Raw genomic sequence first — 12,180 nt, 5'->3', positions numbered from 1 at the left:
GATGAGCACCACGACTCCGCGCCCTCTGTTGGGCTGCATCGCCGATGACTTCACTGGCGCCACCGACCTGGCCAACATGCTGGTGCGGGGCGGCATGCGCACCGTGCAAAGCATTGGCATCCCGAGCGCCGAGAGCCTGTCCGAACTGGACGCCGACGCCATCGTCATCGCCCTGAAATCCCGCACCACGCCCGCTGCAGAAGCGGTGGAAGAATCACTGGGCGCGCTGCAGTGGCTGCGTGATCAGGGCTGTGAGCAGATCTTCTTCAAGTACTGCTCGACATTCGACTCCACCGCCAAAGGCAACATTGGCCAGGTCAGCGAAGCGCTGCTCAAGGCGCTTAACAGCGACTTCACCCTGGCCTGCCCGGCGTTCCCGGAGAACGGTCGCACAATCTTCCGCGGCCACTTGTTCGTGCAGGACCAACTGCTCAGCGAATGCGGCATGCAAAACCACCCGCTGACGCCGATGACCGATGCCAATCTGGTGCGCGTGCTGCAATCCCAGACCACACAGAAAGTCGGCCTGCTGCGTTACGACAGCATCGCCAGAGGCGTCGATGGCGTGCGTGCGCGCATCGAAGAGCTGCGTGCAGAGGGCGTGGTCATGGCAATTGCCGACGCGCTGTCTGACGCTGATTTGTACACGCTGGGCGAAGCCTGCGCCGACCTGCCGCTGCTCACCGGCGGCTCGGGTCTGGCGCTGGGTTTGCCGGGCAATTTCCGCAAAGCGGGCAAGTTGCGTGACATCGACGCGGCGAAGCTTGAGCACGTCGACGGCGGCGAAGTGGTGCTGGCGGGCAGCGCGTCGGTGGCCACCAATGGTCAGGTCGCGGCATGGCTAGAGGCCAATCGGCCTGCGCTGCGCATCGATCCATTGGCGTTGGCTGACGGCAAACCGGTTGTTGCGGATGCGCTGGCGTTCGCCCGGGATGCCGGGCAAACCGTGCTGATCTACGCGACCAGCAGCCCGGAAGAAGTCAGAGCCGTGCAGCAAAAACTCGGCGTCGAACGCGCCGGCGCGCTGGTCGAGGACGCCCTGGGGCAGATTGCTCGCGGCCTGCTTGACGCGGGCGTGAAACGCTTCGTGGTCGCCGGCGGCGAAACCTCAGGCGCCGTGGTTCAGGCCTTGGGCGTGAGCTTGCTGAAGATCGGCGCGCAGATCGACCCGGGTGTTCCAGCGACCATCAGCAGCGGCGCGAAGCCTCTGGCCCTGGCGCTGAAGTCAGGGAATTTCGGCGGCCGTCACTTTTTCGACAAAGCCCTCAAGCAGTTGGCAGGGAGTGCCCAATGAGTAACGTAACCAGCAGTTCAGTGAGCGCCGAAAACAAGCAGCGTGAAGAAATCTGCGCCATTGGCCGTCTGCTTTTCGGACGCGGCTATACCGTCGGCAGCGCGGGCAACATCAGCGCCCGCCTCGACGATGGCTGGCTGATCACGCCAACCGACGCATGCCTGGGGCGTCTCGATCCCGAGGCCATCGCCAAGGTCAATCTGGCCGGCGAATGGGTCTCCGGGGACAAGCCGTCGAAGACTTTGGCCCTGCATCGTCAGGTCTACGACCGCAATCCCGGCGTCGGCGGCGTGGTGCACACCCACTCGACGCATCTGGTTGCGCTGACCCTGGCCGGCGTCTGGAAACCGGACGACATTCTCCCGCCCATCACGCCGTATCAGGTGATGAAGGTCGGGCACATTCCCTTGATTGCCTACGAGCGCCCCGGCTCGCCGAACGTCGCTGAACAAGTAGCGAAACTGGCGAACAGCGTGCGCGGCGTGATGCTCGAACGACTTGGCCCGGTGATCTGGGAAAGCTCGGTCGCCAAGGCTTCGTATGCGCTGGAAGAGCTGGAGGAGACCGCACGCCTCTGGCTGATGAGCAACCCCAAACCTGAACCGCTGGACGCAGCGGCTCTGGAAGAACTGCGCCAGACGTTTGGCGTGAACTGGTAACCCCAACGGCGTTTAGATCGAAAACCGGCCTTCCGGTTTTCGGCAGACCGGCTTCGCCGGAAAACAATAACAACGGGACACAACATGACTCCTCTATTCCTCATGATCGTCGCCGGAGCCGGCATTGCGCTGTTGCTGCTTCTGGTCCTGAAATACAAATTTCAACCGTTCGTGGCGCTGATGCTGGTCAGCATTATCGTGGCGCTGGTGGCCGGGGTTAAACCGGGCGATCTGGTAGCGACCATCGAAGGCGGCATGGGCAAAACCCTCGGCCACATCGCGATCATCATTGCCCTTGGCGCGATGATCGGCCGCATCATCGAACTGTCCGGCGGCGCCGAGGCGCTGGCCAAGACCCTGATCAACCGCTTCGGCAACCGGCGCACGCCGCTGGCCCTGACCGTGGCGGGTTTCATGGTCGGTATTCCGGTGTTCTTCGAAGTCGGCGTGATCATCCTCATGCCGCTGGCCTATGGCGTCGCCCGCGCTGCTCGTAAGCCATTGCTGGTTTATGCGCTGCCGATGTGCGCTGCATTGCTGTCGGTGCACGCCTTCCTGCCACCGCATCCGGGCGCTGTTGCAGCCGCCGGTCAGTTGGGTGCGGACCTGGGTCGCGTGTTGATGTTCGGGCTGCCGATGGTGGGCATTCTGTGCCTGATCGGTTACCTGATTGCGGGGCGCATGACCCGCAAGGTCTACCCGATGACCGACGATATCCGCAGCGAAGTGTATGGCTCCCACGTCACCAACGAAGACCTGGTGGCCTGGGCCAACAACGATTACTCGCGGGTGTCTGAAGCGACCCATACCAAAGAGATGGGGCTGGAAGAAAACGCCAGCAGCCTGGCGGCACGTCTGCCAAAAGCGCCAGCGCCGGGTGCAGGAATCATCATCGCGCTGATTCTGCTGCCGATCATTCTGATCTTGCTGGGCACACTGGCGACCACGATGTTGCCGGCCGACTCAATGCTGCGCAGCGTGCTGACCGTTCTCGGCGCGCCGCTGGTAGCCTTGCTGATCGACACACTGCTGTGCGCCTGGCTGCTGGGTTCGCGCCGTGGCTGGAGTCGCAGTCAGGTGTCCGATGTCGTGGGCTCGGCATTGCCCGGCGTAGCGATGGTGATCCTGATTGCAGGGGCTGGCGGCGTGTTCGGCAAGGTGCTGGTCGATACCGGTATTGGCGCGGTCGTCTCCGAAGCGCTGCGCAACACCGGCCTGCCGGTTCTCGCACTGGGCTTTCTGCTGACACTGCTGTTGCGTGCCGTCCAGGGCTCGACCACAGTGGCGCTGGTGACCACGGCCGGCATTCTCAGCCCGCTGATCGCGACGCTGAACCTGAGCGCCAACCACATGGCCCTGCTCTGCCTGGCCATGGGTGGTGGCGGTCTGGCGATGTCGCACATCAACGATGCCGGTTACTGGATGTTCACCAAACTGGCAGGCCTGAACGTTGCCGACGGCCTGCGCACCTGGACCTTCCTGGTGACCATTCTGGGCACCCTCGGTTTCTTGATGACGCTGCTGCTCTGGCCTTTCGTCTAACGGCTTCAATTGGGAGATAACCATGCCTCGCTTCGCTGCCAACCTCAGCATGCTCTACCCGCAACATGATTTTCTCGAACGCTTCAGCGCAGCGGCCGCCGATGGTTTCGGCGCCGTCGAGTATCTGTTCCCGTACGACTACAGCACTCAGGAACTCAAGCAGCGCCTGAGCGACAACGGGCTGGTCCAAGCGCTGTTCAATGCTCCGCCCGGAGACTGGGTGGCGGGCGAGCGCGGCATTGCTTCGTTGCCTGGGCGCGAAGAAGAGTTCCGCACCGGGATCGCTCGCGCGCTGGAGTACGCAGACGTGCTGGGCAACGACCGGATTCACGTTATGGCAGGCTTGCTGCCCAGTGAAGAATTGCGTGAACGCCATCAGGCGGTATACCTGGAAAACCTCGCCTACGCGGCTGAACAAGCCGCCAAGGCGGGCATCACGGTGCTGATTGAGCCGATCAATACCCGTGACATGCCCGGGTTCTTTCTGAATCGTCAGGATCAGGCGCAAGCCATCTGCAAGGAAGTCGGCGCGGCCAACCTCAAGGTGCAGTTTGACTTCTATCATTGCCAGATCGTTGAAGGCGATGTGATCTCCACACTGCGTCGTGATTTCGCTGGCGTTGGTCATATTCAGATTGCTGGCGTGCCGGATCGTCACGAACCGAATCTGGGCGAGCTGAACTACAACTGGCTGTTCGAAGAAATCGATCGCCTGGGTTACACCGGCTGGATCGGCTGCGAATACCGGCCTAAAGGCGATACCAGCGAAGGCCTGCAGTGGCTGCGCGATTGGCAGAGCCTCAAGCGCTGATTTCAATTGGCCTCAGCAACACCTAAGCCTCATAAAAATAAAAAGAGGAACTGACCATGCGAGGTTTCAAAAGTGGCCTGTGCGCTGCGCTGCTGATCGTAGCGCAGACGGGAATGGCCTTTGCGGCAAGCGTTCCAGCGGCAGTGGAAGGGGTGTGGACGGCACCAAACTTCACGTTTCACACCGGCGAAAAACTGGACAACCTGCGGATGAGCTACATCACCGTCGGCGATCCGAAGAACCCGGCGGTGCTCTATCTGCACGGCACCAATCGCCCCGCCACTGACATGATAGGCAAGGAGTTTGGGGGCGAGCTGTTTGGCCCGGGCCGACCGCTGGATGCCGGCAAGTACTACATCATCGCCCCCGATGGCATCGGCGTCGGCAAGTCGAGCAAGCCGTCTGACGGTTTACGCATGAAGTTTCCTGCCTACAACTACGACGACATGGTCCAGGCGCAGTATCGCCTGCTGACCGAAGGGATGGGCATCAAGCATTTGCGGCTGGTCATGGGCAATTCCATGGGCGGCATGCAGACCTGGATGTGGGGCCAGAAATGGCCGGACATGATGGATGCTCTGGTACCGATGGCCTCGCAACCCACAGCGATGTCGGCGCGCAACTGGATCATGCGCCGCATGTTGATCGAATCCATCAAGCAGGACCCGGCCTGGAATGAGGGGAATTACACCAGCCAGCCGCCCTCCCTTCGTCTGGCCAATGTGATGTTTGGCTTCGGCACCAGCGGCGGCACCCTGGCTTATCAGGCCTTGGCGCCTACACGAGCTCAGGCAGACAAGCTGGTTGATGAACGGCTGGCAGCGCCTTTGCCGGGGGACGCCAACGACTTCATCTACCAATGGCAGTCATCGGCGGACTACGACACCGCGCCCAAGCTCTCGGCAATCAAAGCGCCCGTGCTGGTAATCAACAGTGCAGACGACGAGCGTAATCCACCTGAGACCGGGACCCTGCAGAAATCCCTCGCCCAGCTGAAAAACGCACGTCTTGTATTGATTCCTGCCAGTGCTGAAACCCGCGGGCACGGTACGACCAATATGGCCCGTTTCTATGCCGAGCCGCTGGGTGAGTTCATGAGGGCAACCGCCCGGCCTTGATGGTGCTGAGACGCTTGCCTGCAACCCCATGCAAGGATGCAGGCCATTGCGGTATCAGCCGTCGATCGCCTCTTCTTTGAACTGATCCTTCACGTAGGTGATTTCGGTCTTGCCGTGTGGCGCCGGCAAGCCGTCTTCGCCCAGATTCACGAAGACCATTTTCTCGACCGTGAGAATGCTCTTGCGGGTGATCTTGTTGCGCACCTGGCACGTAAGGGTGATGGAAGTCCGGCCGAATTCGGTGGCCGTGATGCCCAGCTCAATGATGTCGCCCTGACGCGAGGCGCTGACGAAGTTGATCTCGGAAATGTACTTGGTCACAACGCGCTGATTGCCCAACTGCACAATGGCGTAAATGGCCGCCTCTTCGTCGATCCAGCGCAGCAGGCTGCCACCGAACAACGTGCCGTTTGGGTTGAGGTCTTCGGGTTTTACCCATTTGCGTGTGTGAAAGTTCATGGGGGCTCCGGGGTGTTTGGGAGGCGGTGGTGGATGTGCCCCAGCTTCAAGCTTCAAGCCTGAAGCTGCAAGTTAAAAGCAGGTCCGCTGTTGTTTACCGCTTGCCGCTTGCAGCTTGCCACTTGCAGCTCAAAGAAAGATAATCGCAACCGCTTCAAAAAACGGTCATCACACCTTGTTACCGTTTTCCCGCCACCTGTCCGAGGGGCGCTGCAGCAGGTCAGACCTGTCAGGCTCGGAGAGGGCGTTGTTTGATCAGGCTTCGGCCGGTCAAGCTTTAAACGCACAACGGCGCCCATTCGCACCCTACGAATGGAGACTCTTTATGAGTGCTGTACTGACGCCCAACGATTTCAACGACTACAAAGTTGCCGACATGTCCCTGGCTGCCTGGGGCCGTCGCGAGACCATCATCGCCGAATCCGAAATGCCAGCCCTGATGGGCCTGCGTCGCAAGTACGCCGGCGAACAACCGCTCAAGGGCGCGAAGATTCTCGGCTGCATCCACATGACCATTCAGACTGCCGTGCTGATCGAAACCCTGGTTGCCCTGGGTGCGGAAGTACGCTGGTCCTCCTGCAACATCTTCTCGACTCAGGATCAGGCCGCTGCCGCTATCGCTGCTGCCGGCATTCCTGTTTTCGCCTGGAAAGGCGAAACCGAAGCCGAGTACGAGTGGTGCCTGGAGCAGACCATCCTCAAGGACGGTCAGCCATGGGACGCCAACATGATCCTCGACGACGGCGGCGACCTGACCGAGCTGCTGCACAAGAAATACCCGGCCATCCTGGACCGCGTCCACGGCGTGACCGAAGAAACCACTACGGGCGTTCACCGTCTGCTGGACATGCTGGCCAAGGGCGAACTGAAGATCCCAGCGATCAACGTCAACGACTCGGTCACCAAAAGCAAGAACGACAACAAGTACGGCTGCCGTCACAGCCTGAACGACGCCATCAAGCGCGGCACCGACCACCTGTTGTCCGGCAAGCAAGCGCTGGTCATCGGCTACGGTGACGTGGGCAAGGGTTCGGCTCAGTCGCTGCGTCAGGAAGGCATGATCGTCAAGGTCACCGAAGTCGACCCGATCTGCGCCATGCAAGCGTGCATGGACGGTTTCGAACTGGTTTCGCCCTTCATCGAAGGCGAGAACGACGGCACCGAAGCGAGCATCGACAAAGCACTGCTGGGCAAGATCGACCTGATCGTTACCACCACCGGTAACGTCAACGTCTGCGACGCCAACATGCTCAAGGCGCTGAAGAAACGCGCAGTGGTCTGCAACATCGGTCACTTCGACAACGAAATCGACACGGCTTTCATGCGCAAGAACTGGGCATGGGAAGAAGTGAAGCCGCAAGTGCACAAGATCCACCGCACCGGCGCTGGCCAGTTCGACCCGCAGAACGACGACTACCTGATCCTGCTGGCCGAAGGCCGTCTGGTGAACCTGGGCAACGCCACCGGTCACCCGAGCCGCATCATGGACGGCTCGTTCGCCAACCAGGTGCTGGCGCAGATCTTCCTGTTCAACCAGAAGTACGCTGACCTGAGCCCTGCTCAGAAAGCCGAGCGTCTGACCGTTGAAGTGTTGCCGAAGAAGCTGGACGAAGAAGTGGCTCTGGAAATGGTACGTGGCTTCGGCGGCGTCGTGACCAAGCTGACCAAGACCCAGGCCGACTACATCGGCGTGACCGTCGAAGGTCCGTTCAAGCCGCACGCTTATCGCTACTAAGCAGTAAGCGGCAAGCTTCAAGCGGCAAGTAAAGGCATCACCGTTGTAATGACTTGCCGCGTCAGGCTTTAAATCGTCCAAGCATTTAGCAGCACCAGGTGACAAGCCTTGGCTGCAGGATACGGCGCACCGCCACTCTTGCAGCTTATGGCTTGTAGCTTGCCGCTGGAGACTCGCTCCATGAGCCAAGACCGTAGCTACAGTTTCGAATTCTTCCCGACGAAGACCGACGCTGGTCATGAAAAACTGCTTGCCACGGCGCGTACGCTGGCCAGCTACAACCCCAGTTTCTTCTCCTGCACTTACGGTGCCGGGGGTTCCACGCGCGACCGCACGATCAACACCGTGCTGCAGCTGGAAAAAGAAGTGCACATCCCTGCCGCACCGCACCTGTCGTGTGTCGGTGACAGCAAGGCCGACCTGCGTAGCTTGCTGACGCAGTACCGGCAAGCCGGCATCAAACGCATCGTCGCCCTGCGCGGTGACCTGCCCTCCGGCATGGGCATGGCCAGCGGTGAGCTGCGTTATGCCAACGACCTGGTGAGCTTCATTCGTGAAGAAACCGGCGATCATTTCCACATCGAAGTCGCTGCCTACCCCGAGATGCACCCCCAGGCGCGCAACTTCGAAGACGATCTGAAGAACTTCGTGCGCAAGGCCAACGCCGGCGCCAACAGTGCGATCACCCAGTACTTCTTCAACGCCGACAGCTACTTCCACTTCGTCGAGCGCGTGCAGAAGATGGGCGTCGATATCCCGATCGTGCCAGGCATCATGCCGATCACCAATTACAGCAAACTGGCGCGCTTCTCAGACGCGTGCGGTGCGGAGATCCCACGCTGGGTTCGCAAGCAGCTGGAAGCGTACGGCGACGACACGGCAAGCATTCAGGCATTCGGCGAGCAGGTCATCACTGAAATGTGCGAGCGACTGCTGCACGGCGGCGCGCCCGGTCTGCATTTCTACACGCTGAATCAGGCCGAACCGAGCCTGGCGGTCTGGAACAATCTGAAGCTCTCTGCGTAACCGGCGTTTCAATTCAAACGGATTGAAATGCGGAACAGCTTCAACGGCAGGCTTCGTCACCCCGAGGCCTGCCAGCCCCGCCATTGAGCCCTGCCTTCAGCTTTTGTTGAGAATCATTGCTTCTATTTAGTTAGCTTGCGTCGTAATCTCGCGCGCATGTCGCCCATCTTCCCCCTATCCGTTGCTGCTCTCCTCGCCTGCCTGAGCTTCAGCGCGCTGGGCGAAAAGCTGCGGATCGTCACCGAACCCTGGTCACCCTACGTCATCGTGGACGGCAACCACGCCTCCGGCCTGGATTACGACACCACGTCGATTGTCTTCGAGCGCCTGGGCATCGACGTCGAATGGCAGTTTCTACCCTGGAAGCGTTGCCTGATGATGCTCAGTGAAGGCGAAGCCGACGGCGTTCTCGACATCTTCAAGGACGAGGCGCGCGCTGATCTGTTGTATCCGAATGAACCGTTGTCGAGCGTCGACTGGGTGCTGTTTCAGGCCAATGCCAGGCCCCATGCATTCAACAGCATGGAGGACTTGCACGGGCTGACCGTCGGCGTCTCTCCCGGTTATCGATACAGCCCGGCGTTCGACAACTCGACGTCGTTCATCCGGGAGCCCGCGCCGAGCCATGAAGCCAACTTCGGCAAACTGATTCGCGACCGCATCGATCTGATGGTGACCGATCGCCTGCTGGGGCGGCAGATGATCAAGCGGCTCAAGCTGGAAGGCCAGGTCAGTCAGCTGCCGGTCGTGCTCAATCATCGGGGCCAGTACCTGGCGCTGCGCCCCAATGCCGGCATGGACCTGCTGGTCCAGCGCTTCAGTGCAGAACTGAAGCGATTCAAGCGTGAACCCGCGTACGCAGAACTGGTGGAGCGGTACACCGGGGAAATGTCGACGGCACGCCCTGAAGAACCGGGTGAAAGTGTCGATAAAACCGTTGAGCAGCAGGAAAGCGGCGCGTTGTGATTGCTCTGTTATACTCCGGCGTCCCCGCCAGGCTTGCGCCCGGGTGCACGGTCTCACAGAAGACTTCTCGAACACGTCAGCAGCGCACTTTTAGCGCCCCTGCCCGAGTTGAACTTACAGACCTCCACAGGACCGGACGCCATTGCACCTTCCAAGGACTGTGCGATGACCGCAGCAGGGTCGAGCGCATTCACGTTAGTGCAGAACCTTTAGTCTGCGCCTGGAAGATCATCCCTATTTGGGCCTCTATGGCCCCAACTCAAGACAGGATTACTCATGTCCTTTGCTTCCCTCGGTCTCTCCGAGGCTTTAGTCAGCGCCATCGAGGCTGCTGGCTACACCCAGCCTACCCCAGTGCAACAGCGGGCCATTCCCGCCGTGTTGCAAGGCCGCGATCTGATGGTCGCCGCCCAGACAGGTACTGGTAAAACCGGTGGTTTCGCCCTCCCGATCCTGGAGCGGTTGTTTCCCAACGGTCATCCGGACAAATCCCAGCGTCACGGCCCGCGCCAACCGCGCGTTCTGGTCCTGACCCCGACTCGTGAACTGGCTGCTCAAGTCCACGACAGCTTCAAGATCTACGCCAAAAACCTCAAGTTCGTCAGTACCTGCATCTTCGGCGGTGTCGGCATGAACCCGCAGGTTCAGGCCATGGCGCGCGGCGTTGACGTACTGGTCGCCTGCCCGGGTCGTTTGCTCGATCTCGCCGGTCAGGGCAGCGTTGATCTGTCCCACGTTGAAATCCTCGTGCTGGACGAAGCCGACCGCATGCTCGACATGGGCTTCGTTCACGACGTGAAGAAAGTCCTCGCGCGTCTGCCGTCCAAGCGTCAGAACCTGCTGTTCTCGGCAACGTTCTCCCAGGACATCACCGCGCTGGCCGGCAAACTGCTGCACAACCCGGAACGCATCGAAGTCACGCCGCCGAACACCACGGTCGAGCGCATCGAACAACGCGTGTTCCGCCTGCCGGCCAACCACAAACGTTCGCTTCTGGCGCACTTGATCACTCAAGGCGCGTGGGAACAGGTGCTGGTGTTTACCCGCACCAAGCACGGCGCCAACCGCCTGGCCGAGTACCTGGACAAACACGGCCTCAGCGCTGTGGCGATCCACGGCAACAAGAGCCAGAACGCGCGTACCAAAGCGCTGGCCGACTTCAAGGCCGGCACCGTTCGCATCATGGTTGCGACCGACATCGCTGCCCGTGGTCTGGACATCGACCAGCTGCCCCACGTGGTCAACTTCGAACTGCCTAACGTCGACGAAGACTACGTGCACCGCATCGGTCGTACCGGTCGCGCAGGCCGTAGCGGCGAAGCAATCTCGCTGGTTGCGCCGGACGAAGAGAAGCTGCTGAAGAGCATTGAGCGCATGACCAAACAGAAGATTGCCGACGGCGATCTGATGGGCTTCGACATCACGGCCGTTGAAGCCGAGAAGCCGGAAGTTCGCGAGCGTCCGGACGTGCGTAATCCGCGCAATTCCCGTGGCCCGCGTGGCGACGGTCCGAACGGCGGCGGCGGTGGTGGCGGTCGCAAGGACAAAGGCAAAGACAAGGGCAAGGAAAAGCCGGCATCGGCAGCGGCCGCACCCTCGGGCGAGCGCCCGGCACGTCCGGCGCGCCCTCAAAAGCCGCGTCAGGGCACCGCGTCGAGCGAGTCCCGCCAGTCACAACCAGCGGCTGCGGGCGCGAATCGCGCTCCCGACGAGTTCCTGGATGATGAAGTGGACAATTTCGGTAACCGCGCCGACTACGTCAGTCCTTATCCGAACAAGACCCAGAGCCGCGGTCGTCGTCCGGGCGCTCCTGCCACAGGCGCCGCGCCCGCATCTCGCGGCCAGGCGCCGGGCCGTAGCGGTCCGCGCAGTGGTTCAGGCAGTGGTTCGGCAACGGGCGCCAGCACAGACGCCGCCGGCGCACCGGCCAAACGCAGCGGTCCTCGCAACGGCTCCGGCCGTGACGGTCAGGCTCGTCGCGAAGACCAGCCTCGTGCTCGTCGTCCGGCACGCGAAGACCAGCCAGCGCGTCAGGAGCCAGCGGTTCGCGGGCCTCGCGACGGTCAGCCAGCACCGAAGATCATGCACAAAGAGTCCAAGGGCGATCGTTTCCCTTCGGCTGAGCAACTTGATCAGTTGCCAAGCCGCCCACGCGGTGAAAAACCAGCCCTGCTGACCCGCAACCGCGAAGGTTAAGCAGCGCCGGTTGTTCAGTAGCAAATAAAACGCCCCGACTGGTTCGGGGCGTTTTTGTTTCTGCCGGCTTATGAGTCCTGTAGGAGTGAGCTTGCTCGCGATATGCGGTGGGGCGGACACAAAGCGTTTCCTGGTAGACAGCAATCGCGAGCAAGCTGAACTGGCTTAATGATTTTGGACATCTCAATCGGGCGCTAAGATAGCGCCCAAATCCGAGGTGTTATGGGCATGCGTACTTCTTACTCGAACGAATTCAAACTCAAAGCAGCGGCCATGGTGCTGGACGAGGGACAATCGGTCCCTGAAGTCTGCGACAACCTCAGCATTGGCCGAACCGCGCTGCGTCGCTGGGTCGAACAGGTGCGTGCGGAGCG

The 12,180-nt window shown here is 61.0% G+C and carries 11 protein-coding genes and 1 riboswitch; of the genes, 10 read left to right on the top strand and 1 reads right to left on the bottom strand.

The window, feature by feature from the left end; all coding sequences use genetic code 11:
* Position 1 precedes the first annotated feature (1 nt).
* The 5 genes from otnK to BMY98_RS07190 all read left to right on the top strand — a co-directional run bounded on the left by otnK (position 2) and on the right by BMY98_RS07190 (position 5,424).
* Complete coding sequence (gene otnK, locus BMY98_RS07210; protein ID WP_074887077.1) at positions 2 to 1,294, top strand: 3-oxo-tetronate kinase; 1,293 nt, start codon at positions 2 to 4, stop codon at positions 1,292 to 1,294.
* Positions 1,291 to 1,953, top strand: a complete 663-nt coding sequence (otnC, locus tag BMY98_RS07205; RefSeq protein WP_074886684.1) for a 3-oxo-tetronate 4-phosphate decarboxylase — start codon at positions 1,291 to 1,293, stop codon at positions 1,951 to 1,953. Before otnK ends, otnC begins: the two co-directional genes overlap by 4 nt.
* Positions 1,954 to 2,037: 84 nt before the next feature.
* Entirely contained in the window at positions 2,038 to 3,495 is a 1,458-nt protein-coding gene (locus BMY98_RS07200) for a GntT/GntP/DsdX family permease (RefSeq protein WP_074886681.1), read from the top strand.
* 22 nt (positions 3,496 to 3,517) lie between these two features.
* Positions 3,518 to 4,306, top strand: a complete 789-nt coding sequence (otnI, locus tag BMY98_RS07195) for a 2-oxo-tetronate isomerase (RefSeq protein WP_074886678.1) — start codon at positions 3,518 to 3,520, stop codon at positions 4,304 to 4,306.
* Positions 4,307 to 4,362: 56 nt separating this feature from the next.
* A complete protein-coding gene (locus tag BMY98_RS07190) occupies positions 4,363 to 5,424 on the top strand; it encodes an alpha/beta fold hydrolase (protein WP_074886675.1) in 1,062 nt (353 codons plus the stop codon).
* A gap of 54 nt (positions 5,425 to 5,478) precedes the next feature.
* Here BMY98_RS07190 and BMY98_RS07185 read toward each other — a convergent pair whose 3' ends face one another.
* On the bottom strand, positions 5,479 to 5,883 hold the full coding sequence (locus tag BMY98_RS07185; protein ID WP_032625250.1) for an acyl-CoA thioesterase: 405 nt from the start codon (positions 5,881 to 5,883) through the stop codon (positions 5,479 to 5,481).
* A gap of 196 nt (positions 5,884 to 6,079) precedes the next feature.
* Positions 6,080 to 6,187, top strand: a riboswitch (S-adenosyl-L-homocysteine riboswitch).
* A 21-nt stretch (positions 6,188 to 6,208) separates the two neighbouring features.
* On the opposite strand from BMY98_RS07185, the gene ahcY reads away from it, so the two are divergent.
* The 5 genes from ahcY to BMY98_RS07160 all read left to right on the top strand — a co-directional run.
* Entirely contained in the window at positions 6,209 to 7,618 is a 1,410-nt protein-coding gene (gene ahcY, locus BMY98_RS07180) for an adenosylhomocysteinase (RefSeq protein ID WP_074886672.1), read from the top strand.
* A gap of 180 nt (positions 7,619 to 7,798) precedes the next feature.
* On the top strand, positions 7,799 to 8,644 hold the full coding sequence (metF, locus tag BMY98_RS07175; protein WP_074886669.1) for a methylenetetrahydrofolate reductase [NAD(P)H]: 846 nt from the start codon (positions 7,799 to 7,801) through the stop codon (positions 8,642 to 8,644).
* 156 nt (positions 8,645 to 8,800) lie between these two features.
* Entirely contained in the window at positions 8,801 to 9,610 is an 810-nt protein-coding gene (locus BMY98_RS07170) for a substrate-binding periplasmic protein (RefSeq protein WP_074886666.1), read from the top strand.
* Between the two features lie 276 nt (positions 9,611 to 9,886).
* The gene (gene rhlE2 / locus BMY98_RS07165; protein WP_083398740.1) at positions 9,887 to 11,806 is read left to right on the top strand and encodes an RNA helicase RhlE2; all 1,920 of its coding nucleotides are present in this window, start codon (positions 9,887 to 9,889) and stop codon (positions 11,804 to 11,806) included.
* A 222-nt stretch (positions 11,807 to 12,028) separates the two neighbouring features.
* Positions 12,029 to 12,180: transposase (locus BMY98_RS07160; RefSeq protein WP_342742104.1), on the top strand; the 152-nt coding region annotated here is incomplete at its 3' end.

The sequence above is a fragment of the Pseudomonas graminis genome, from assembly GCF_900111735.1.
In the GTDB taxonomy this organism is placed as follows: domain Bacteria; phylum Pseudomonadota; class Gammaproteobacteria; order Pseudomonadales; family Pseudomonadaceae; genus Aquipseudomonas; species Aquipseudomonas graminis.
This window is presented reverse-complemented; position numbering and strand designations above follow the sequence as displayed.